This window comes from Bartonella tribocorum (assembly GCF_002778015.1).
In the GTDB taxonomy this organism is placed as follows: Bacteria; Pseudomonadota; Alphaproteobacteria; order Rhizobiales; family Rhizobiaceae; genus Bartonella; species Bartonella tribocorum_B.
The window spans coordinates 1-25,396 of the sequence record NZ_NJPP01000003.1 but is presented as its reverse complement, the minus strand read 5'-3'; the positions used below and the strand labels follow the sequence as shown (position 1 = coordinate 25,396).

General features: G+C 37.7%; 20 protein-coding genes. 3 read left to right on the top strand and 17 right to left on the bottom strand.

Annotation, left to right across the window (positions count from 1 at the left end):
* Positions 1-124 precede the first annotated feature (124 nt).
* Positions 125-2,149 carry a M3 family metallopeptidase gene (locus CEV08_RS01950; RefSeq protein WP_100130109.1) on the bottom strand — a complete coding sequence of 675 codons (2,025 nt, stop codon included), beginning with the start codon at positions 2,147-2,149 and terminating at the stop codon, positions 125-127.
* A 927-nt stretch (positions 2,150-3,076) separates the two neighbouring features.
* Between CEV08_RS01950 and mgtE the strand changes: the two genes are divergently transcribed.
* The 3 genes from mgtE to ppa all read left to right on the top strand — a co-directional run bounded on the left by mgtE (position 3,077) and on the right by ppa (position 8,131).
* Positions 3,077-4,453: a magnesium transporter gene (gene mgtE, locus CEV08_RS01945; RefSeq protein ID WP_100130108.1), complete on the top strand. Its 1,377-nt coding sequence runs from the start codon at positions 3,077-3,079 to the stop codon at positions 4,451-4,453.
* A 1,256-nt stretch (positions 4,454-5,709) separates the two neighbouring features.
* Complete coding sequence (gene typA / locus CEV08_RS01930; RefSeq protein ID WP_100130105.1) at positions 5,710-7,536, top strand: translational GTPase TypA; 1,827 nt, start codon at positions 5,710-5,712, stop codon at positions 7,534-7,536.
* Positions 7,537-7,600: 64 nt separating this feature from the next.
* The gene (gene ppa / locus CEV08_RS01925) at positions 7,601-8,131 is read left to right on the top strand and encodes an inorganic diphosphatase (protein WP_100130104.1); all 531 of its coding nucleotides are present in this window, start codon (positions 7,601-7,603) and stop codon (positions 8,129-8,131) included.
* 53 nt (positions 8,132-8,184) lie between these two features.
* On the opposite strand, the gene CEV08_RS01920 is transcribed toward ppa, so the two are convergent.
* The 16 genes from CEV08_RS01920 to CEV08_RS01845 all read right to left on the bottom strand — a co-directional run.
* Positions 8,185-8,499, bottom strand: a complete 315-nt coding sequence (locus tag CEV08_RS01920) for a DUF167 domain-containing protein (RefSeq protein WP_100130103.1) — start codon at positions 8,497-8,499, stop codon at positions 8,185-8,187.
* A gap of 22 nt (positions 8,500-8,521) precedes the next feature.
* On the bottom strand, positions 8,522-8,815 hold the full coding sequence (locus tag CEV08_RS01915; protein WP_100130102.1) for a YggT family protein: 294 nt from the start codon (positions 8,813-8,815) through the stop codon (positions 8,522-8,524).
* 328 nt (positions 8,816-9,143) lie between these two features.
* Positions 9,144-9,704, bottom strand: a complete 561-nt coding sequence (locus CEV08_RS01910; protein ID WP_100130101.1) for an invasion associated locus B family protein — start codon at positions 9,702-9,704, stop codon at positions 9,144-9,146.
* Positions 9,705-9,813: 109 nt separating this feature from the next.
* Positions 9,814-10,335, bottom strand: coding sequence for an RNA pyrophosphohydrolase (locus CEV08_RS01905; RefSeq protein ID WP_100130100.1), 522 nt, complete (start codon positions 10,333-10,335; stop codon positions 9,814-9,816).
* A 38-nt stretch (positions 10,336-10,373) separates the two neighbouring features.
* Positions 10,374-11,684, bottom strand: coding sequence for a S41 family peptidase (locus CEV08_RS01900; RefSeq protein WP_100130099.1), 1,311 nt, complete (start codon positions 11,682-11,684; stop codon positions 10,374-10,376).
* Entirely contained in the window at positions 11,674-12,867 is a 1,194-nt protein-coding gene (locus tag CEV08_RS01895) for a murein hydrolase activator EnvC family protein (RefSeq protein WP_100130098.1), read from the bottom strand. The genes CEV08_RS01900 and CEV08_RS01895 overlap by 11 nt, the downstream gene beginning before the upstream one ends.
* A 184-nt stretch (positions 12,868-13,051) precedes the next feature.
* Positions 13,052-13,534, bottom strand: coding sequence for a 23S rRNA (pseudouridine(1915)-N(3))-methyltransferase RlmH (gene rlmH / locus CEV08_RS01890; protein WP_100130097.1), 483 nt, complete (start codon positions 13,532-13,534; stop codon positions 13,052-13,054).
* Between the two features lies 1 nt (position 13,535).
* Positions 13,536-13,964: a ribosome silencing factor gene (gene rsfS, locus CEV08_RS01885; RefSeq protein ID WP_100130096.1), complete on the bottom strand. Its 429-nt coding sequence runs from the start codon at positions 13,962-13,964 to the stop codon at positions 13,536-13,538.
* Between the two features lie 68 nt (positions 13,965-14,032).
* Positions 14,033-14,626, bottom strand: coding sequence for a nicotinate-nucleotide adenylyltransferase (locus CEV08_RS01880; RefSeq protein WP_100130095.1), 594 nt, complete (start codon positions 14,624-14,626; stop codon positions 14,033-14,035).
* A 29-nt stretch (positions 14,627-14,655) separates the two neighbouring features.
* Complete coding sequence (locus CEV08_RS01875) at positions 14,656-15,912, bottom strand: glutamate-5-semialdehyde dehydrogenase (protein ID WP_100130204.1); 1,257 nt, start codon at positions 15,910-15,912, stop codon at positions 14,656-14,658.
* 44 nt (positions 15,913-15,956) lie between these two features.
* Positions 15,957-17,096: a glutamate 5-kinase gene (gene proB, locus CEV08_RS01870; protein ID WP_100130203.1), complete on the bottom strand. Its 1,140-nt coding sequence runs from the start codon at positions 17,094-17,096 to the stop codon at positions 15,957-15,959.
* Position 17,097: 1 nt separating this feature from the next.
* On the bottom strand, positions 17,098-18,123 hold the full coding sequence (obgE, locus tag CEV08_RS01865) for a GTPase ObgE (RefSeq protein WP_100130094.1): 1,026 nt from the start codon (positions 18,121-18,123) through the stop codon (positions 17,098-17,100).
* A 171-nt stretch (positions 18,124-18,294) separates the two neighbouring features.
* Positions 18,295-19,023, bottom strand: a complete 729-nt coding sequence (locus tag CEV08_RS01860; protein WP_100130093.1) for an RlmE family RNA methyltransferase — start codon at positions 19,021-19,023, stop codon at positions 18,295-18,297.
* A 29-nt stretch (positions 19,024-19,052) separates the two neighbouring features.
* The gene (locus CEV08_RS01855; protein ID WP_100130092.1) at positions 19,053-20,363 is read right to left on the bottom strand and encodes a Ppx/GppA phosphatase family protein; all 1,311 of its coding nucleotides are present in this window, start codon (positions 20,361-20,363) and stop codon (positions 19,053-19,055) included.
* 950 nt (positions 20,364-21,313) lie between these two features.
* Complete coding sequence (locus CEV08_RS01850; protein WP_100130091.1) at positions 21,314-21,907, bottom strand: invasion associated locus B family protein; 594 nt, start codon at positions 21,905-21,907, stop codon at positions 21,314-21,316.
* Positions 21,904-25,396, bottom strand: a 3,493-nt coding sequence (locus CEV08_RS01845; RefSeq protein ID WP_180753536.1) for a Vomp family autotransporter, incomplete at its 5' end; no start/stop codon positions are given. The genes CEV08_RS01845 and CEV08_RS01850, both read right to left, overlap by 4 nt.

The following is a 25,396-nucleotide window of genomic DNA, read 5'->3' as shown; positions in this document are numbered from 1 at the left end:
GAAAAGCAAATAAGGTGAAAAATACTGCTTACATAATCATAAATAAAGGAAAAATTTGTATAACTGGCAACTACATCTTTTGAATCATATGAAAACGGCATGGTGCTAACCATACCGTTATCGTTTATAGTCCACGTTTGTTAATCATTGCCTCTGGTAGAGGCATCCGTCCCCGAAAAGCTTTATAAAGTTCTTCTGGATCGCGGCTTCCTCCAGCGGAATAAATAAAACGCTTTAAAAGATCAGCAAGCTCTGAATTAAAGGCATCACCTGTTTCTTCAAATGCTTGAAAAGCATCAGCATCAAGTACTTCCGACCACATATAAGAATAGTAACCAGCAGCATAACCATCCCCTGCAAAGACATGCATAAAATGCGCAGGCCGATGACGCATAATAATTGTATCAGGCATTTGCAACTTTTCTAATTCTTTATGTTCAAAAATTGTTGGATCCGTGATTGTTTCTCCTTTGTGAAAAGCCATATCCACTAAAGCCGATGAGATAAATTCAACCGCAGAAAATCCAGCATTAAATGTCTGTGCTGCCAAAATTTTATTGATTAATTCTTGTGGTATCGGATGCCCTGTTTTTGCATGTATAGCATAAGATTTCAATATCTCTGGTACGGTTAACCAATGTTCATAAAGTTGAGAGGGGAGTTCAACAAAATCACGTGAAACAGATGTTCCCGCTACAGAAGGCCATGTGACATCAGAAAGCAAACCATGCAATGCATGCCCAAATTCGTGAAAAAGTGTATGGGCATCATCAAGTGATAAAAGTGCAACCTCCCCTTTAGAGGGTTTAGCAAAATTACAAATATTGTAGATAATCGGTTTTTGTCCGCCATCCAATTTATGCTGTGATTGCAATCGGCTCATCCATGCACCGGACCGTTTTGAAGAACGTGCAAAATAATCACCAATGAAATGCCCAAGTAAACTTCCATCAGATTTCTTTACCTCCCACAAACGTGCATCAGGATGCCAAAGTGCAACAGCGTTTTTTTCTTCAAAGGTAATGCCAAAGAGTCTTTCTGCTACTCCAAACGCTGCTTTAATCATACGATCAAGTTGAAAATAATATTTAATTTCAGAACTATCGAACGAAAGTTTTTCAGTGCGGAGCTTTTCAGAATAATAACGCCAATCCCAAGCAGCTAAAGATTCATTGCTTCCTTGATTGTTGGCAAAATTTTGTAATTCAATTTGCTCAGTAGAAGCCTTTGCTCTTGCGCGCTCCCATATAGGCATAAGCAAATCCATAACGGAATTAACACTTTTAGCCATGGTATTATCAAGTTTCAAGTCTGCAAAAGATTTATATCCCAATAAGTTAGCCTGCTCATCTCGAAGCGCAACAATTTCTAAAATAATGGTTCGATTATCATTCTTGTTGTTATTTTCACCACGTTTAGCCCAAGCTTGGAATGCAACCTCACGCAAATCACGCCGATCAGAGAATTTTAAAAAAGGTTCAACAATTGAGCGTGCTAGTGTTAATGCATAGGCTTCTTCATTGCCTCTTTCGCACGCAATTTCCCTCATTGAAGCAATGAGATCTTCCGGTAAACCAGATAAGTCTGTTTGTTTTAAAAATAGAATCCATTCAGCCTCATCGTTTAAGACATTCTGCCCAAAAGTAGCATTTAAAAAAGCAAGTCTTTCATTAATTTCCATAAGCCGTTTCTGAGCTTTATCGTCTAGTTTTGCACCATGACAAATAAACTTTTTCCACCATAATTCAAGAACGCGTGTCGTTTCACTCTCAAATATGCCCTGCTGCGACTGTTTATAAAGTACATCTATTTTTGCAAATATTCGCGCGTCCATCATCATTTTTGAAGAATAATGAGAAAGTTTTACAACGAACTCTTGTTCGAGCTGTTGAATCAACGCATTCGTATGAGCACTAGTGCGCAAGAAAAATATTGAACAGACACGATCAAGTGCTTTGCTACAAAGCTCAAAAGGTTGCAAAAAATTCTCAAGCGTTGGTGGTTCTTGCACTATCGCAAGCGCCTCTAATTCTTCTTCAGCTTCTTGAAGCGCCTGTTCAAAAGCGGATTTAAAATCTTCATCTCTTATAGAAGAAAAATCAGGAAGACCTGAAAATCCCTTCCAGTCCAGCACTGCTGCTTTTGTCATGATACTTTATGTCTCCATTATAAATTTCAGCTGTGACAATTATCTTTACGACACAAATTGATAATATGCTAAAATTATTTCGCAAATTTCAAAACTACCTTTCAAAGCTCTCTTGAATAAAGAATGTTTTTAGCTTCAGAAAATAAATAAAAATATGAATTTTTAAAATTATCAAAAAAATCTTTGATTTATAATGATAATTTATCGCTTTTTATGTTGATTGAATATCGTAAGATTCCCTCGTTTTAAACCATATTATATCGTAGCAATAAAAATTATTTTCTCGCACATCACAAATGAATTTGACTATTGATAAAAACGCTTCTTATGAATTATTAAAATGCAAGAGCTGTTATAATATTGGGAGCTGGAAAACAGTATAATGGTACCAGCGTGCCCCCTTTATTTAAACGTAAAAATGATAATCTTCTACGAATTTTATACCATTCATAGCTAGCGTTATAAACAGCTAGCGTTATAAAATGGGTGTGACGTGTGCTGAGAAATATTTCTTTAAAACAAGCGTATAAATTTGCAACGTAAGGGTATTGTGCTTTTTTAAGGCGTAACCCTATAAAGAATGTAAAAAAATAAAATTTTGAAGAAAAGTATAATCTCTACCCTTTATAAGGTATCATTGTAGATTTTTTCGAAAATTGCAAAATTAACTAAAGAAATAATGGTAAAAATGAAAATTTATTTTTACGTTGACGCCTTCATATTATCCCTAAATGAGGCTGTATTCTTGCTTTTAGTGTTTTCAAAATCTTGTTTATAACTTATAATTTACCCTTGATTTTATTTAAAATATTAACAATTGAGAATATAATTGGGGAGGTTTTTTCGAATCTTCCATAAATTTTTATTTTTTATCTCGTCATCTTATCTAGATTTATAACGCTCCAACTTTTCAGGAGGCACTTTATCATGACTGAAATCAAAACGACATTTGACTTCAAAAATTTTTCTCCTGAAGCTCTCGCTGAAAAATTAAAAAGTCAACATTTTGCAGACTCTATTGATATCATTAATGACCTCGATATCATGGAACGTGTAACTATTCTTAGTCTTCTGCCTCTTGAGTATGTTATCGAACTTTTTGATAAACCAGAGCTTGAACAACCTGTTGCTATTTTGGAACTTCTACCCATAAATCGTGCTGTTGAAATTCTTGATGGCATGTCTGCAGATGCTGCTGCAGACGTCTTTCAAGAAATGGATAAAGAAACCCGCACACGGCTTTATGCCTTACTTAAACCCTTAACGCGCGCTGAACTTAAAAAACTCACCAGTTATCCTGATCATACAGCAGGAGCACTGATGACAACGGAGTTTATAGCAGTTCCTTCAAACTGGACCATACAAAAAACTTTGGATCACATTCGTGAGGTCGAGCGAACACGTGAAACAGTTTATACCAGCTATGTGATTGACCCCAAAACTGGGACTCTTCTCAAAGCTGTTTCACTGCGTAACCTTATTCTTGCCTCACCTGATGAACAAATTCTTAATGTCCCTACCCATGACTCGCCCATTACAATATCACCTTTCACACATCATGAAGATATTGCGCGCCTTTTTCAGCGCCATGACCTTCTCTCAGTGCCCGTCGTTGATGAAAACAACCATGTCATTGGCATTGTAACCGTTGACGATGTGCTTGATACCATGGTCGATGAGATGAATGAAGATGCCTACAAATTTGGGGGTATGGAAGCGCTTAATAAACCCTATATGCAAATCAAATTTCCTGAAATGATGAAAAAACGCGGCGGCTGGCTCGCTTTACTCTTTATCGGTGAAATGCTCACAGCAAGCGCTATGCAACATTTCGAAACGGAACTTGAAAAAGCGATTATTCTTACACTGTTTATTCCTCTCATTATGAGTTCAGGAGGAAATTCTGGTTCTCAAGCTACATCCCTAATTATTCGCGCATTGGCTTTACGTGAACTCACACTGAAAGACTGGTGGAAAGTTATCATTCGTGAAATTCCAACAGGACTATCCCTTGGTCTTTTACTCGGAATTATTGGTGTTACGCGCATCGCCCTTTGGCAACAACTCGGTATCTATGACTATGGACAACATTGGATTGCTGTTTCAACAACTGTAGGCACAGCTTTAGTTGGCATCGTTACCTTCGGTTCTCTCTCTGGCTCTATGTTGCCCTTTATCCTTAAAGGTTTAAAATTTGACCCAGCAAGTGCTTCTGCTCCCTTTGTAGCAACTTTGGTAGATGTCATGGGTATTATAATCTATTTTTCTGTAGCTTCCCTCATTTTGTCAGGAACTCTTCTTTAAACATGTGAAATAAAAACATACCCTTATGGAAAGATCTTATCATATCGTTTCAGATCTTTCCATAAGAGCAAAAGCTCTATTATTTGTTTTCTAGCGCCTTATTTTATAAATAATACAGCACTTCATAATGATAATTCATCATTTTTATATCGAATAATAGCTCAAAATACCGTAAAATTACCTCATCATCGCCTTCTCATAAAATCATCTTCTTACCTGCCAAAAGCAGATGGATGTGTGGATGAAAATTATTCAAAAAAGGAGTAAAATACTTCTTACGTTCTCTCTCAAATACAAAAGCTGTCGCTATATTGACAGCTAAGACAATAATAGTAATGGAAGTGATATAGAGTTTATACACTTCACAAAGGAATTGATCGTATTTCATTCACGTATATTATAGTATCCATTGGTCCTATCATGAAATGGATGTGTGATGTTAAGATACCTCTCTTTAAAAGAAGACATAAATGCGCAACAACAGGTGGATTCTGTTTGAACCGTTTTATTTGCATGAGAAGTATCATTCTATAAAGTAGATAAACAAAGGTGTAGAAAATACCCCAATCTCGATGGTTTAAAATGTATTTCTTGAGATGCTTTTGAAAGCATAAAACAAAATTAAAAATAGCGGTAAAGAGAAAAACTTTTCTTTGATGCCTTCATATTCTTTCTAAATAAGGCTGTATTCTTGTTTCATAAATAAATCTAACAGATACCATTTTTCTTCTCATCAAGCATACAAAGGCTAGAACTTCTTATAAAATTCTTAAATCTCAATATTTATCTCAAATATGCGGTTGCATTAAATCGGGCTGTTGATTGAAAAACTCCAAAAGAAGCAAAAGCTTTATTAGAAATAATACTGCCAATAGATTGGTTATAGATTGAGAAATATTTCGAATTTTTACCAATCTTTTTGCAAAACAACAAATGGCAAAGCTTGCTTTACTTATTCTTAAAGGCGTTCACATCAATTCCTTACTTCATATTGATAAAAATCCAATTGACAGTGACTTATGGACAATCCTTGGCTCCAAAATAGAACACACACGAACTATGAAATTCTTTACGAAACTCCAGCAATTAAGGCTTCATAGAGCATTAAAGACTTGGATAAATCGTTTTGCTATAAAAATATGGCCTCCATCTTCCAAAATTATAAAAAAACATGTAAAAGGCTTTTTAATAGTCAGGCAAAGAATGTAAAGACTTTGCCTCAAGTGAAATTTCATTAAACGAAAAGAAGAAAATTTATGCAATTGCGTAACATTGCCATCATTGCCCACGTTGACCATGGGAAAACAACGCTTGTAGACGGGCTTCTCAAGCAATCAGGAAACTTCCGTGATAATCAGCGTACAAGCGAACGTATGATGGATTCAAACGATATTGAAAAAGAACGTGGAATTACAATTCTAGCAAAAGTGACATCTGTTGTTTGGAAAGATACCCGAATTAATATCGTTGATACACCAGGACATGCCGACTTTGGTGGAGAAGTTGAACGTATTCTAAACATGGTTGATGGCGCTATCGTCCTTGTTGATGCTGCTGAAGGCCCCATGCCACAAACAAAATTTGTTGTTGGCAAAGCATTGAAGGTGGGTTTGCGTCCTATTGTTGCTATTAATAAAATTGACCGACCTGACGCACGCGTTGATGAGGTTATTAATGAGGTTTTTGACCTTTTTGCCGCTCTTGATGCAACCGACGAACAGCTGGACTTTCCTATTCTTTACGGCTCGGGGCGCGATGGATGGATGGCTGAAGCTCCAGAGGGACCAAAAGATCAAAGACTGGGTCCTTTATTTGATCTTGTAACACGGCATGTTCCTTCTCCTAATGTAGCAGAAGGACCATTCCGCATGATTGGAACTATTCTTGAAGCAGATCCATTTTTGGGACGAATTATTACAGGTCGTATTCATTCCGGCTCTCTAAAGCCCAATCAAAATGTTAAGGTCCTTGGGCAAGATGGAAAACTTTTAGAAACTGGACGTATCTCGAAAATTTTGGCATTTCGTGGTCTCGAACGGCAATCTATTGAAGAAGGAAATGCTGGTGATATTGTTGCAATTGCTGGTCTACAAAAAGGTACCGTTGCGGATACTTTCTGTGATCCAGCTGTCAATGAACCCCTTACTGCCCAACCCATTGACCCTCCTACTGTTACGATGAGTTTTCTTGTCAACGATAGTCCCCTTGCTGGAACAGAAGGAGATAAAGTAACAAGCCGTGTCATCCGTGACCGTTTGTTAAAAGAAGCAGAGGGTAATGTCGCTCTTAAAATTGAAGAATCAGCCGATAAAGATTCTTTCTACGTTTCAGGACGAGGAGAATTGCAACTTGCAGTTCTCATTGAAAATATGCGCCGTGAAGGATTTGAGCTTAGTGTTTCACGCCCACGTGTTGTGATGCAAAAAGATGAAAATGGAATAACTCTCGAGCCCATTGAAGAAGTTGTTATCGATGTTGATGAAGAATATTCCGGTACTGTTGTACAAAAAATGTCTGAACGTAAAGGCGAAATGGTGGAATTACGCCCTTCTGGAGGTAATCGTATCCGCCTTGTTTTTTATGCGCCCACTCGAGGACTCATTGGTTATCAATCTGAACTTTTAACGGATACCCGTGGTACAGCAATTATGAATCGCCTTTTCCATGCTTATGAACCTTATAAAGGAGACATTGCTGGGCGTGTTAATGGTGTTATGATTTCAAATGACAACGGTGAATCTGTCGCTTATGCTCTTTTTAATCTTGAAGATCGCGGGCCTATGATCATTGATGCAGGTGTGAAAGTCTATCAAGGTATGATTATTGGCATCCACTCACGGGATAACGACTTAGAAGTCAATGTTTTAAAAGGAAAAAAACTTACCAATATGCGCGCTTCTGGGAAAGATGAAGCCGTAAAGTTAACGCCTCCCATTAAAATGACCCTAGAACGTGCCCTATCATGGATACAAGATGACGAACTTGTGGAGGTGACCCCTAAAAATATTCGTCTCCGCAAACTTTATCTTGATCCCAATGAACGTAAACGTTTTGAAAAAACACGTGCATCAATTTCAAGCTAATTTTAATCTCTTTGATAAAATATTTGATTGTAAGCCTTACTTTAATCCCAGAAAGGATGTCTCTATGAATATTAAGGAAATACCCGTGGGCAAAAACCCACCAGAAGATATTAATGTTATTGTGGAAGTCTCTCTTGGTGGTCAACCAATAAAATATGAGATGGATAAAAAGTCGGGCGCATTATTCGTTGACCGTTTTCTTCATACCTCAATGGTTTATCCTGGAAATTATGGTTTTGTCCCTCATACCCTTTCAGATGACGGAGATCCTATTGATGTTCTTATCTGTAATACCCGTCCACTGATGCCTGGATGTGTGATCAATGTTCGCCCCATTGGGGCTTTGATGATGGAAGATGATGGTGGTAAAGATGAAAAGATTATTGCCATTCCCACGCCAAAATTAACAAAACGCTATCTCAATATTCATGACTACACAGACTTGCCTGAGATTACACTTAAACAAATTGAACATTTCTTCAAGCATTATAAAGATTTGGAACCTGGGAAATGGGCTAAAATTGAAGGGTGGCGTGATAAAAACTTTGCTCATGAATTAATTAAGCAAGCTGTTGAACGCAATAAGGAAATATAACAATTTTAATAAAATAAAGCCTATTAAAAAATAGGCTTTGTTATTTATTTTTTCTACGAGATACAATCTTTAAAGGATTGCCATATCTGCTTTAGCTCTTCTAAATGTGTTGAAAAATAAAGTTGTTTGTAGCGAGATGTTGCACCGCTTTTCAGAGAAATAGAAGAAGATGGAATTTTCCACTGCTTCGCAAAAAATTTAATGAGAGCCTTATTTGCCTTTCCATCTTCAGGAACAGCACGAAGGCGTATAACAAGATATTGTTTCTCACCATCCTTACATTCAATCCCTATTATTTTGTCAACGGATGATTTGGGAATGAGGTATACAAACAAAATCAAGCTATTTTTATCAACTTGATAAAACATATATTTGCCTCAAATCACATTTCTATAGATACATGCTTGCGTAAGCGCGCCACATAAAAGTACGAATAAAATAAATAATAATAAATACCACAATAGGCGAAATATCAATTGTTCCCAAATTTGGTAAAATCCGCCGGATAGGGTTTAAAATGGGATTTGTAAGGCGATATAAAAAGTTTCCTATCAAAATAACAAAGCGGTTGCGCGAATTTATGATATTAAAAACATAAAGCCAAGAAAAAATGACACTAGCAATTAAAATATCAATATAAATATTAAAAATCAAATCAATCGTTTGAAGCAATGCATAAACCATGCGTTATCTCTTTCAATCCAGGAAACAGAAAAGCGTATAAAAAGCCTTCGTTAAGATAAGTCTGTATATTGAATACAATATTTATACTCTAATATTCTATGAATAAAAGACTAAATATTCCAAATTCTCCACCTCTCCATTTAATGATGATGAAGCGAGAAGATAAATATCAAAATTAAAAATAGTGCAATGGAAAGAAAAGAAACAGAAAATAATCTGAAAACTTTAAAACCTCTTAATTATAAGATTAACCTTAAATCTCATCGTTTGAATGATCATATACGCAAAAACTAAAAACGGCCTTAAAAAGCCGTTTTTGTTGTTAAAATTATTTCTGCAAAGCAGTCAAACGGTTAAGGGCATTACTAAAACCATCGAGCTGAACAAATAAATCATTTAAAGCTGGTTCACCTGCAGCCGCAATTGTCATCGCCAACTTTAATTGTTTTCCAGAACGTAAAGCTGCTACGTGATTTTTGTCAAAAGCAACTGGAACCATGCAACCTGCTGGTACACAAGTCCGAATGCCGGTTTCAATAACCGCTTTTCCCTCATCAACTTGTAAACGAACAGGCTTAGAAACCAAAATGCCAAAAGGAACTGTCAAATTACCAGTTACAGCACCCTCAGAATTGAGAATCAGGCTCATAGCCACAATAACACGCCCCTGCTCATTCACTTCTTGACGGTGCATAAAACAGATTTTTTTCCCTTCTTGTAACCCACAGTTAATGGTCCACAAACCATAGGTTTCAGTCAAAGAAGAAGCGCCGTTTGGCAATGTCGCTGCTGCCTCTTTCGGCGCAGAAGGCTTTGGACTTGTTGCAAATGCAACAGATGAAATACTCAAAAGAGCACAAACTATGAGTAAATTAAATAACTTTTTCATTTTTATATTCCTGTTCTTTACGTAAAAGAGAAACATGTTTATCATCTATAAATAATTACATTATATAAAGCATCTTAATAAAAAAAGCTTTCTCGTAGTCATATAGCCTTTATAATGGCTTAAGGCTACCTCGAAATTCGTTGACAACTCTCATATAAACACGCCTTTTAAAAGAAACAACAATCGAAGGAAGGGCTTCTAGATCAGTCCATTTCCATTGATCGAATTCCGCTTTATTGCCGTCTGGCGGTGGATTAATTGCAATTTCAGAAAGCTCTCCCGTAAACTGAAACGCAAACCATTTTTGCATTTGCCCACGATATTTGTTGCTTAATGCACTTCCAACAAGTTCTTGTGGAAAATCATAGTGGAACCAATTTTGCGCTTCTTTAATCAACTTTATAGATCGAATACCCGTTTCTTCATAAAGTTCACGATATGCCGCATCTAATGGCTTTTCATCTTCATCAATCCCTCCTTGAGGAAGCTGCCAACGATGAGATATTTCAATATCCGCATGAGCAGGCGTCATTAAACGACGCCCGACCCAAACTTTACCTTCATGATTAAAGACAACAATCCCAACACATCTGCGATAAGGAAGAGTTTTCAAATTAACATCTGCATCCATTTATATTCCTCAAAAGCGCAAGCTATCGATATCATTCCTCACTTTAATACATCTTTATCAGGATCTGGTGGAAATGCTGCATTGGCCATCTCCCCCCGTAACAATTTATAAGCCTCATTCAATTGAATATCATCCTTAGGATCTTGCGGAACAAAAGCAGCTGAACCAGAGCCTTTATTATTTTCTCGTTTTCCTTTGATATGTCCTTTTAAAGCAGACTCACCAACTTTGACATCATAACCCTTATATTTTTCAGGAAGAGGTTGCTCTACAATAATATCAGGTGTGATCCCTGTTCCTTGAATAGAAGTGCCAGATGGTGTGTAATAAAGCGCTGTTGTTAAGCGTAAAGCTCCATTTTCACCCAAAGGAATAATCGTTTGAACAGATCCTTTTCCGAAAGATTGCGTCCCTAAAATTGTTGCACGACGGTGATCTTGTAGGGCACCTGCAACAATTTCAGAAGCACTTGCCGAACCACCATTAATAAGGACAATAAGTGGTTTTCCATTGATGACATCCCCTGGTTTCGCATCAAATCGCGTCACATCACTCTTTTTGCGTCCACGAGTCGACACAATTTCACCTTTATTGAGAAAAGCACTCGAAACATTAACAGCTTGATCTAAAAGCCCACCAGGATTAAGCCGCAAATCAAGAACATAACCTTTTAGCTTATCTTCAGGAATTTTAGATTGGATATCTTCAATTGCTGCCAGAAGATTACCTAATGTCTGCTCAGAAAATTGGATAACTCTTAAATATCCAATGTTATCCTCAACGCGATATTTCACCGCCTTTACCTTGATGATATCACGAATAATCTTAATTTCAAATGGCTTATCAACGCCAGAACGAATAATTGTCAAGGTAATTGGCGTTCCAGGAGCCCCTCGCATTTTATTAACAGCTTCATTCAATGTTTGACCATTCGTTTGTACATCATCAATTTTTGAAATAAGATCCCCTGCTAAAATACCTGCTTTTGAAGCGGGAGTATCATCCATCGGTGAAACAACTTTAATTAAGTTATTTTCCATAGTGACCTCAATACCAAGACCTCCGAATTCTCCTTTTGTAGAATCCCGCATATCCTTGGCTTCTTCAGCATTCAAATAAGATGAATGGGGATCCAATGATGTGAGCATGCCATTGATGGCATTTTCAATAAGTTTTTTATCATCTGGAACTGTGACGTATTGCCTACGCACGCGCTCAAAAACATCACCAAATATGGCCAACTTTTTATATACGTTATCTTCATTATTCGCAGCAACAGACTGCACCATAATCATTGAACAGGCGCCGAGCAATACCCCAGCAATCAAAACAATAGCTTTACGAATCATTTGGGCTCCTTCTCATTTTTTCAGTCTGCCACCAAGGAGTTGGATTTACAGGCTTTCCCTGCTTTCTAAACTCAATGTAAAGCATTGGAGTAGCTTTTCCTATATCCAATGCAACACTATTTGCAATAAATTGCATCCCCATCATACCCAGAGGCTCACCTGAAAGAACAAACTGCCCCTGTTTTACATTAATTTTCGACATTCCGGTAAGAATGATATGATAACCATTTCCAACATTGAGAATGATTAACTGTCCATAAGAACGAAATGGCCCAGCAAAAGCAACAAAAGCATCCGCAGGCGATACAACAACAGCCCCTGATTCTGTTTCTACCGTCTCACCAAAGCGCGTAATCTGCGAATTCTTATGAGAAGATCGCATTCTTTTTCCTGAAACAGGAAAAAGTAAAGACCCTTTTCGACTTTCAAAATTGGACTGCTCTAACAATTGTAAACTTTTCCGTATCTGTATTGATGAATCAGAGCTAAATTTTGATTGATGATCAAGCTCTGAAATCAATTCTTCCAAAGTCCGCGCTTTTTTAGCAAGAGCAATATTTCTTTGTTGCTGTTCTGTAAGTTCTTTTTCTGATTTTTTTTGTAGTTTGTTCTTTTTGTCTAATAAAAGCTCTAGACGTTTTTGCTGCTCTGCTTGACTTTGCAGTTTTGCCTTTAACGCCGTATATTGCGTAGTAATGGAATTGCTTAAATTAGTCAACTCTTTGAGTTTCTCTGTTAAATTTCGTGTTTTCTCTTGTATATGAGGAATGACATGCCCTAATAAAACAGAACTGCGCATAGAAGCCAACACATCCTCTGGCTGTATCATAAGAGCTGGAGGTGGATTCAATCCCATACGTTCTAAAATTGCAAGAACTGCCGCAAACTCAGCGCGACGATTTTTTAAACTTTGATAGACTTGCACCCGTTTTTCTATCATCTTTTTAAGCTTTTCTTCCCTTTCAGCAATATCATCTGCGACTTTACGTTCTTCTTGAGCCGCTTTTATGAGTGCATCACTCAAAATATGTTGATCTTTTTTTAAATGTTCAACTTGACGCGTAAGCAAAGTAATACGCTCACGCGAAAGTGAAATATTTTGACGAATTTCTCCCAATTCTTTATGTACTTGCGTACTCCTCATTGTATCTTCCGCATGCGATACAGAAAAGCAAAAAAACATACTCAAGAGTGAGATGACAAATATCACACATTCCCCATATCAATATCGCATCTTTCTATGAAGAAGCTTTTTCATTTGCAAAAACCATAACACCTCATTGTATACATGAGAAATGCTTTAAATGGTTTCGGCTAAAACTATATTAATAAATATATAAATAAATGCTAAAAATTGCACAAAAATGTTAAAAACGGTGATACGGATGGTAGTTTGCAATTGTTACAGCACGGTAAAGTTGTTCTGTAAGAAGAATACGAGCAATTTGATGTGGCCATGTCATAAAACCAAAAGATAAAAGAAAATCAGCACGATTTCTTATCTGTTCATTATGCCCATCAGGTCCTCCCAATGCAATGATAACATCTCGAGTGCCTTCATCGCGATAAAATCCCAATTTTTCAGCAAAAGCAGCTGAAGAAATCGACTCTCCACGCTCATCTAACACTATTAATTGACATTTTTCAGGTAAAAATTCAATAAGTCTCCTCCCCTCTTCCTCCATACGCTGACATGCTGTTTGAGCACGACTTTCTGGTATCTCCTGTAACTTTTTTAAATGAAATCCTACAGCTCCAGAAATTTTAGAAAAACGATCTAAATAATGCTGAACTAATTTTTGCTCCGCCCCACTTTTCATACGACCAACCGCAAAAATAGAAATTTGCATTTTAATGATCTCCAAAGAGAACAGATGTTGTATTGTTTACATCTGGAGCCATCCATATTTTTTCTAAATTATAAAAAAGACGAATTTCTGGACGAAAAAGATGAATGATAATATCACCTGTATCAATCAATACCCAATCACCTCCAGCAAGCCCTTCTACACGCGCAAGGCCCTGCCCACTGTCTTTCCAAGTGCGTAACAAATGATCAGCAATAGAAGACACATGACGCTGCGAATTTGCTGAAGCTATGACCATATAATCAGCCAAAGGTGACTTTCCTTGAATATCAATCGCAACAATATCTTCTGCTTTTGTATCTTCTAAACTCTTAAGAATAATTTCAAGACTCTCATTAACAGAAAAAAATTTTTTTTCTGTTGAAAATCTAATACCATAAGAATGCTTGTGTACAACGTTTTTCAGATCAATATTCCTTTCTTATCGTTATGGAATGTAAAAAAGCTTTCTCTAAAGAGAAGCAGAATCTTATAAATTGTTCAAAAAAAATCATTCTTCTTCAAACGAAGTTTTGTTGAAGATTGAAAAGATAAAGGTCCATGCAAATAAGTCCAAACTGGCGGTTTTATAAAAGGTAATTTCTTACTTTTTCGTTCATCTAAACGAAACCACCGATAGATATGTGCCATAGGAGAAGAGAATGCCGATCTATTACCTAAAGGACGATCAATAATCGCAATAGGAATCATAGAAACAATATCACGCCATCGATACCAATGATGAATCGTTGTAAAACTATCTGCCCCCATAATCCATACAAAATTTACATCACTGTAATGGTTCAGAATATGAAAAATCGTATCATTTGATACTTTGCTCCCTATAGCCTGCTCAAAACCTGTTAAGCGAATTTTCGGATGATCAATAAGTTTAAAACTTAATCGCATTCTCTCCTCTAAAGGGAGTAACTGTTTACAATCTTTTAAAGGATTTCCTGGACTAACCATCCACCATAATTGGTCAAGGTGTAAACGCCGAATAGCAATTTTTGCAACAAGAAGATGCCCCGCATGCGGCGGATTAAAAGAACCACCAAAAAGACCCACAACATTGGATCTTTCAACAGGTGGCATACGATTTTTCCATGGAAAAAATGGATTTTTCAAGCTCTAACCTGACCATTGCCTTTAATATGATATTGAAATGATGTTAGCTGTTCAACACCTATGGGACCACGTGCATGCATTTTTCCTGTTGCGATACCAATTTCCATTCCAAAACCAAATTCACCTCCATCAGCAAATTGTGTGGACGCATTGTGCAATAAAATAGCTGAATCTAAATGATTAAAAAAATTCTTCACCACTTCCATATCCTCAGCAATAATCGATTCCGTATGTCCTGATGAATAACGCTTAATATGAGCAATGGCTCCCTCAACCCCCTCTACGGTTTTAACAGAAAGAATAGCATCAAGATATTCATGCGACCAATCCTCTTCAGTGGCTAATTTTACATCTGGCATGAGAAAAGCAATATCTTCTGTAGCACGGATTTCACACCCTTTCTCCTGTAAAGCAGTCAAAACAGGAAGAAACTTTCTTAATGCTTGGCTGTCAATGAGAACTGTTTCAACAGCACCACATATCCCTGTCCGACGCAATTTTGCATTTAAAACAATATTGCATGCCATATCTAAATCTGCCGATTTATCAATATAAATATGACAAAGCCCCTCTAAATGGGAAAAAATTGGAACACGTGCATCAGACTGAACGCGCGCCACAAGACTCTTTCCACCACGCGGTATGATTACATCAATTGCTCCATCCAATCCTTTAAGCATTTCCCCAACGGCAGCGCGATCTGTCGTTTCAACCATTTGAATCACATCTTTAGGTAAACCAGAGCGCTCTAAACCTTGTACTAATGCACAATGAAGTGCATGTGAAGAATGAAAACTATCTGAACCACCGCGCAAAATCGCAGCATTACCAGATTTTAAGCATAAAGCGCTCGCATCAATTGTAACATTTGGACGGCTTTCATAAATAATGCCAATCACACCAAGAGGTGTCCGTACACGACTTATATGAAGCCCATTGGGGCGTGTCCACGCATTTATGACCTGCCCAACAGGATCAGATAAACGAGCAACTTGACGAACACTCTCTATCATTGCACCCAAACGCAATTCATCTAATTTGAGCCGATCAACCATTGCAGCCTTTAAATTATTCTGAGAGGCCTTCTCTAAATCCAAATAATTCGCCCGTAAAATTTCATCTGAGTGAGCCTCTAAGCTTAAAGCAATCATTTCCAACGCATTGTTCTTTTGCTCAGTAGAAGCAACTGCCAATGCTGCAGCAGCATGGCGTGCTTTTTGCCCCATATCTTTCATTTGTTCTTCTAAAGTCATCATATCATTCACTCTATTAAAACAATAAAACTAAAGTAATTTTTTTAAACAGAATTGGTCAAGCAGCGTAAAATCATATCATTACGATGCACCATAGCAGAGCGTGCCTCATACCCAAGAATAGATTCTATTTCTTCGCTTTTACATCCTATAATACGTACAGCTTCATCTTTGCCATAACTTACAAGTCCGCGCGCAATTTCAACTCCATTTGTATCAACAATTGCAACCGTATCCCCACGATGAAAATTTCCCTCAACGGCAATAACCCCTGCTGCTAATAGTGATTTTCCTTCTTCAAGAGCCTTAATGGCTCCTTGATCAATCGTCAAAATACCAGACGGATCTAAATGACCAGAAATCCATGTTTTCCAAGCACTAACAGATTTCTCACCGGCTGCAAAAAAACTCTTGCGTTCACCTTTGTCAATCGCCGCAAGGGGATTCATACGCTTTCCTGAAGTAATAATCATCGCCGTTCCAGCAGCATTGGCTATCTTTCCAGCATCAAGCTTAGTTTTCATTCCTCCCCGTGAAAACTCTGAAGCAGCAACGTCTGCCATTTTTTCTATATCATGCGTAATGGACGCAATAAAAGGAACAAATTCAGCCGTCGGATCACAATGGGGAGACTTTGTATAAAGACCATCAATATCAGATAAAAGTATTAAAAGATCTGCCCCCATCATTGTTGCCACACGTGCAGCTAAGCGATCATTATCACCATAACGAATTTCATTTGTCGCAACAGTATCATTCTCATTAATAACAGGCACTGCTCCAAAACGTAAAAGCACATTAATCGTCGCACGTGCATTGAGATAACGCCTTCGCTCTTCCGTATCAAATAAAGTGAGCAAAATCTGACCTGTTTTGAGCCCATGTTGTGCAAGCGCATCACCATAGGTTTTTGCTAATTCAATTTGTCCTAAAGCAGCACATGCCTGACTTTCTTCCAATTTCAAAGCTCCTTTTGGAAGCTGTAGCAATGTCCTTCCTAGCGCAATAGCACCTGAAGACACCAATAAGATCTCTACGCCTCCTTTGTGCAATTCAACAATATCATTGATTAAGCTTTTAAGCCATTCAACGCGTAAACCTGTCTGAGGATCAACCAAAAGTGCAGACCCAATCTTGACTACAATACGTTTATAGTGTGTGAGTTTTTGCAATCCAACAGCCATCTCAATCAATCCTGCTATCCCCACCAATCTCCTCTTTGCGTGACATTTCAATAATATGTGCACCAGCACGCAGCACATTTTCTAAACCTTCGCGGCTAACCGCAGAAAACATCATAACAGGTTGATCCGTTACTCTTTGCAAAGCTTCCTGCTTCGTTTTACGCTCTTCAATCGTGAGCGTATCTATCTGGCTTAAAGCAACAATTTCAGTCTTATCACTTAGATTATTTCCATAAGCCTCAAGTTCATGACGGACAATTTGATATGCTTTTTCTACATCTTCTTCTTGAGCAGAAATCAAATGAAGAAGGACACGACAACGTTCCACATGTCCTAAAAAACGGTCTCCAATTCCCACCCCTTCATGGGCTCCTTCGACTAACCCCGGGATATCAGCCAAAACAAATTCACGACCATCAATTCGTACAACACCAAGATGAGGATGAAGAGTGGTAAAAGGATAATCTGCAACCTTTGGCTTTGCCGCCGTCACAGAAGCTAAAAATGTTGATTTTCCGGCATTAGGCAAACCAACAAGTCCCGCATCAGCAATTAACTTCAAACGAAGCCATATTGCACGCTCTTCCCCTGCTAAACCTGGATTTGCACGGCGCGGTGCCCGATTTGTCGATGTCGWAAAATGAAGATTGCCAAAACCGCCATTCCCTCCTTTTGCAAGACGATAACGTTGCCCCACTTGTGTTAAGTCACAGATTAACGTTGTATTATCTTCTTCAAAAATTTGTGTTCCAACCGGCACTTTGAGGATAATATCATCACCCTTCTCACCCGTCATATTACGTCCCTTGCCATGCCCCCCTGTTTTTGCTTTAAAATGCTGTTGGTAGCGATAATCAATCAGTGTGTTAAGCCCATCAACAACAAGAGCCCAAACATCACCACCCCGTCCTCCATTCCCCCCATCTGGTCCCCCAAATTCTATGAATTTTTCACGGCGAAATGATACTGCCCCAGAACCTCCATGCCCAGAACGAATATACACTTTAGCTTGATCAAGAAATTTCATTGGAAGCACTCACTGAGGAATCAATCTCTCTACCTCTATAGGCAATACATTAATTTTACCAGTTTTTCATCATTGATAACAGAAAAACTGTCACTATCTCTGATAACTCTTTGAAAAAATCATTACATTTAAATAGGTTAAGTAAAGTTCAAGCCTTTTTAAAAGAAGACGCTATTCTTGTATTTTTGTTTTTCCCTTAAATTCAAGAGCGAGAAGATAAAGCTCCACTGATTCTGATCGACTGGCGGGTGGTTTAACATGATAAACTTTTTTAAAATGCTGTTTTAATATTGTAAGAAGAGTATTTTCTGCCCCTCCTTGAAAAGCCTTTGCTAAAAAATGTCCCCCAGGCTTGAGAACCGAAAGAGCAAAATCAGCCGCAACTTCACATAAATGAATCGTTCTTAAATGATCCGTCTGACGATGACCTGTTGTTGGCGCAGCCATATCAGAAAGAACCACATCTGGTTTTGTTCCTAAAGTTTCAATTAATTTCTGCGGTGCATCTACATGCAAAAAATCCATTTCTAACATCGCAACTCTAGGCAATGGATCAACATGCAAATAATCAATGCCAACAACACTAGGTTTTTCATCGCTTGACCCTACTATGCGCTCAGCTACCTGACACCATCCCCCCGGTGCTGCTCCTAAATCAATAACCTTTTGACCTTTTTTCAAAAACTTATAACGCTCATTAATTTCAATGAGTTTATAAGCCGCGCGCGAACGATAACCATCTACTTTTGATTGATGAACATAGGGATCATTCAGATGCCTCTCTAACCAACGCCGTGATGAAGCTTTAATGGTTCCTGCTTTCTTTTTTACACGCTGATATAATTCATGTGACCCTGAACCTCCATAACCACCTTTGGGTGTTTTTGTTGTTTTTTTCATCGTTATTCATTGTCTCCATATTTAATTCTCTAACGCTTGAAATCTCTTCTCTTTTTACGACGACACCATACACCATCGCGTAACATCAACTCTATCAAAATTCCTTCTCTTAATCCACGATCAGCAACTCTTAAACGCTGACTTGGCCAAACTTCTCTAATAACATCTAAAATTGCACAACCTGCTAAAATTAAATCTGCTCTCTCGCGCCCAATAAAAGGACTTATGACACGTTTTTCTATATCCCATGACAATAAGCGTTTTGTCATAAGCGTAACATCAGCATCATTCATCCAAATGCCATCCACTTTTCTCCTATCATAGCGCTCTAAATTAAGATACATTCCTGCTAAAGTCGTAACCGTACCAGAGGTTCCCAAAAGATGAAATTTTGATCCTCGTGCTAACTCTCCTAATTTATGACGATCTGAAAAATTATTTAACAACCTTCGCACATAACTTTTCATTTTTTCAAAATCATCTAAATTGATCTTATTTCCTCCAAAACGTTCAGCAAGCGTAACAACCCCAACAGGCAGAGAAGTCCAAGCAATAATTTGTCCAGCTAAACGAAAAGAACGCTTTTGAGAAACATCAAGGAGCACAATTTCTGATGATCCTCCTCCAATATCAAAAAGTACAATTGCATCAGTATTTGGTTCAACAAGTGTACTACATCCTGTAACAGCAAAACGAGCTTCTGTTTGCCGATCAACAATTTCCAATTCAAGACCTGTCTCATCTAAAACACGCTGAATAAAATGTTTACCATTTTCTGCTGAACGACAAGCTTCCGTTGCAATCAAACGATAACGCTTAATATGCCTTTGTTTTAGCTTTAGATGACAAATCTTTAATGCTTCAATCGCACGATCCATAGCTTGTGCATTAAGAAAACCGTTATTTATTAAACCTTCTCCCAACCGTACAATACGAGAAAAAGCATCAACAACACGAAAATATCCAGGCTTACTGGGAGACGCGATCAGAAGACGACAATTATTCGTTCCCAAATCAAGTGCTGCATAAAAAGGTGGAGATTTTACTTGAGAATACCGTCGAAGAAAGGGTATTTTGAGTTTTTTTGTTTTTTGAGCACCTGTCACCGTTTGACGATGAAACCCAAAAGCTGTCTCCAATGGGATAAAAACCTGTTTCTGTTTACATTGTTTTTTTCTCTGTTGTTTTTTTATATTAACGTGGATAGAATACGCCTCTGTTCGTGATAATATAGAACTATTATTTTTATTACTACCAGACCGATCATATAACTTATCTACTTCGGTATCGTGTTTTTTTTCTCGTTTTAGCTCTTTTGAACCACAATTTAACGGGGTCATGTCTCTTATCCCTTGAGTATTTCCCCCAATAAATAAACGTGAAAACTCTTCTGCTCATTTTTAAATAAAGCAAGAATGATAAATATAATAAACTATTTCCTCTTTTCCTATCATCGAAATTTTCTACACTATCATCATTTAGATTTTATATAACTTTTTAGTTGTTTTCATGAAATCATACTTCTCTTTATGAACTTAAAACTGAAAGTTAATCGTTTACGTTCATATCAATTTTTGTAAATTCTGCTCTTTTCTTTATACTATTTACACGAAGCAATATCTCTATTGTAAGAAACCAATATATCGTACTATTTACTGGCTCCTAATGTTGCAAAACCCTATATATTCACATGATTTATAAGAAGAATTTTTAGTTTTTTCAATCGCTCTATCCACAGACCAGCCTCAGTTATTATATGCAACGAAATGGCTTTGATTATGCTGGAATAAAAAATCTATGGTATTACAAAATACAATTACAATAGCTGTTATCTCATAAATATACAGAAAAACACTCGTTCAAAAAAGTTCTCTAGGATTATAAATTCATCTATTATTATAACACTTCAATTGAAAAATATTAATGCTTAATTAGATCACTCTAAAAATCCATATGAAGCTTAAAAAGGAAATTAACAATTACCCATTATTGTAAGAAAGCCATATTTTATTTATGTAAAATTGAATATTTCTAATATTTTTTCTTCTAACAACTCTTTAGGCTTTGTGGAAAACTCTAACTTGAGTTTCTATTATATATAATCAGTTATTATGATTTTCACTTTATGAAACTCCTACTACTTCGTAAATCTCCTCTCTATCATATTACATACAACTTTCTATTTATTTAACCTTATAATTTACATTCAAAAATATAACACAATTATTTATAAAAATATGACTCTTGGATTTATAAAAAAATGCCTCTTGTTAAAAATTCTCAACAGATTCTAACGGCGCAAAGAATTAAGGGCCGCATTTAATCCTTTAAATGGCACAGTAAAAGAAAATACTCTTCCTTCTTTAAGCTTATAGGAAATACGTACTTTATTGTTCTGCTCTATTTGTTTAGTCAAAATTGGTCCTACAGATGATTGTGCCAAACAAACCGTTTCATTACATTGCGTATAATTAATGAAAACAGGTTTTTTTACACCCTTCACAAACATTTGAATCGGAGCATTTATATCAGAATTTGGCAATGTTCGAAAAAGCATTACTGCTTGACCATTTGTCGTAGAAACAAGAGACCAACTAAAAATGGTATTTCCTTCTTGATCATGAACAGTCTGTGTCACATTACATATACCCTGTTTCAGTTTTTGTTTTTCATCACAAATTAAAGTCCAGTCATAAAACTGCATAATAATTCGGCGTGTCTCACCAGGTTCTCCCTTAGGTATCGATAAGTGTGGTGGATGCACTGTATAAATATTATTGTTCTCGTTAGCAAAGCTTTCGCTCTTGCCTATTAAGGCAAGAGCAAACAGAATTTTCACTAAAACACTTTTCTTTTTTATAATGGTCATTTTTTCTAATATCATCTCAACCTCAGCGTAATCCCAGCGCCTATACCCCAATGACCTCCAGCACTTGTCACAGATACATTCGAGCGAATGTTTCCATCTTCAGATGTATAACCAGCACCAAAAGCAAGGGCTGATTGGCTGCGCCACAAACCACTCCCAAATGAGATACTTAAAGAACCTGGTATATCATAATAACGCAAGTTAGACACAGCCAAACCAATAGCTGCCGCTTGTCTTGCTTCCTTACGGACGTCCTCAACAGCATAACTCAACGTCTCAAACTTCATATCCGTATAGCTTTTCGCCTCATTAACACCATTATTGACAAGACTGCTTACTTGATCATCCGTATATTTCTTCGCATCATCTAAAACTAGCTTCATCTGCTCTGCTGTATAGTCATGTAACTGACCTCCATTAACTGCTTGATGAGAGCCTTTTTCTATCTTACCATCACCTACATTATCTATTAATACCGGCGCACTGTCATCACCACCTACTAACGTAATGCTATTGGTCTTTTTCCCATCATCATCTTTGTCATAGTTAACAGCTCCATCGGTAACGGCAACCTCAATATCTTTAACACGTTGATTTATCGTATCTACCTTCTGCTCAACCTTTTTTACCTTCTCATTCGTCGTCCAGAGCTGGCCTCCATTCACAACTTCTTGTGAACCTTCCCCAACCTTACCATCAGAGACATTCGTAATCTTACTCGGTACTCCCTTATGACTAGCGTCATACGCTCCTTGTTCTTCACTCCAAGTCAAAACATTCGTATCAAGATTGTTCGAAACCTCTTTTATACGATCATTCATACTCGTCATACTATCACTGACACCATCAAAGGCACTCGCAACATCATGATAGACCGCCTTATCACCTGAACTTCCATCCACACCGAATTGTGCAACATGGAATTCTGGCGCATGCCATTGACCATCTGCATAGCTCGCTCCGCCCCCTAAATACATCGCTAGTGTCTGATGCAACTGATACAACTGGTTACCCGTGATCGCTTCTGTCGAACCCTCCGAGATATCGCCATCAACAAGATGACTTAACTTGCTCTTGCTTCTTTCCTCTCCTTTACCATGAAGCGCTACAAAAGCTTTATCTTCATCACTCCACAACAACGCATTCTGCTCAATATTGTCTGAAAGCTCATGATGAAGCTTCGTGAAGGAATTATTCACACCCGCAAAAGCAGCAGCAACATTATCATAGCTTGTTTCTTCAGAACTTCCATCCTCTTTAAAGCTCACTATCTTGAAGCTTGGAGCACTCCATTGACCTTCTTCATACTTCGCTCCGCCCCCTAAGTAGCTCGCTAGTGTCTGATTCAATGAATAAAGTTGTGAACCATTTACTGCTTCCGTCGAGGTTTCAGAAACTGTTGCTGCTTTCACACCAGTGATACTGCGTGTATCTCCATGGCTGTTTGAAACCGTGACTTCTGTACCCTCTTTCTCCGCACCTATCTTGATGACCTTGGTTTCCTCATCCTGCTTGACAAGACTATCACCAACAACTTGGTTAATTTCATTCTTAAGCTCTTTATGAAGATTGCTGAAAGATGTACCAACACTTTCAAAGGCTTCCGATACACTTCCATAGCTCTTCTCTTCAACCTTGCTACCATCCTCACTGACAGTGTTAACCTTAAAGCTTGGAACTGTCCACTGACCATTCTCATACTTAGTGCCACCGCCTAAATAAGTTGCAAGTGTATTGTTCATTGAATAAAGCTGTGAACCTGTAACTGCGTCACTTGAACCCGTTGCAATATTACCATCAGCAAGGGACGTAATCTTGCTATTCGTTTTTTCCTCACCATGCTGAGCAACAAACGCTCCCTTATCATCGCTCCAATTTAAAGAATCCTTTGCAACGCCCTCTGAGACTTCTTTAATACGATTATTCACATTCTTAATATTCGTATCAAGACCTTCAAATGCTGCGCCAACATCAGTAAAGGACTTATCCGTGACATTACCTTCTGTAGAAACATCAGATAATTGATAAGTTGGGCTTGTAAAAGCTCCGTTGTTAAATGTTGAACTACCACCTAAAAACTTTGCAACATCTTGAGAGATGGTGTTAATCTGGCCTCCATTGATGGCATCATGCGAATTCTCAGAAATCTTACCATCCGCAACATTGTGGAGAGCTGTGGCGACTTTATCTTTACCACCAAAAGTTATGTTTCCATAATTAACGGTGCCATTTTTATCATCTTTATCATAATGAACAACGGCTGAATCATCAGACTGAAGATGATTAATCTGGTTAGTTATCTCATTTTTAATATTTGTGAAAGAACTACCAACTCCAGCAAACGCATCAGAAACATTCTCGTATTTCTCTTCTGCTTCACTCCCATCTTCCTTAATTGTCTTAAACGTGAAGCTTGGAGCAGTCCATTTACCTTCCTCATACTTAGCGCCACCACCTAAAGATTGTGCAACATTGTTTCCTAAAGAATGAAGCTGTGAACCATTAATAGCTTCTGTTGAAGTAGCAGAAATATCACCTTGTGCAAGATACTTAATCTTACTCGCCGTTTTCTCTTTGCCTTCTTCTCCATGCTTGGCAATGAAGGCTCCATCACTCTTGCTCCACAACAATGCATCGCCTTGTAATTCTTGCGTAATATTCGTGATGTTGTTGTTAATTTCTTCTGTAGTTTTGGTAAGCTTATCATCAAAATTCTTAACAACATTCGTGAAGCTGTTACCAACACCCGTAAAGGCTGTAGAAACATCTTGATACGTCTTATCTTCAGAAGTGCCGTCCTCACTAATCTGCTTGATTATGAAACTTGGGGCATTCCATTTACCATTCTCATAACTCGCATTACCGCCTAAAGTCTTCGCAACATTGCTTCCTAGAGCATGAAGCTGATTACCTGCTACGGCATCGCTTGAACTTGCACTAATATCGCCATTGGAAAGTGACGTAATCTTACTTTTCGTTTTGTTACCTTCTTCTCCATGCTCTGCTACAAACGCACCTTTAGTCTTGTCCCACAACAACGCATCACCCTTAACTTCTTGCGTAATGTTCGTGATACTTTGGTTAAGTTCATTAAACTTATTCGTAACGTTGTCATTCACATTCTTGAAATTCGTATCAACTCCTTCAAAAGCTGAACCAATATCACCATAGGTTTTTTCTACTACATCACCTTTTGCATCAACACTGGATAATTTATAGCTTGGGCCTGTGAATGTACCATCTTTAAAGCTTGTACCTCCACCTAAATAAGACGCAACAGTTTTATTGGTCTCAAAAAGCTGAGAGCCATTGATGGCATCGGCTGAGTTTTCTACAACTTTACCTTGCCCAACATTGTGTAATCCAACAGTACCCGTGCTAGGATCTCCAAAAGTAACACTATTTTTATTAACTTTACGCGCTGATCTGAGAAGTGGAGTAACACCTTTTGGCTCTACTTCTTCATCATAAAGAACCGCTACTGAACGTACTTCTTCTATTTCG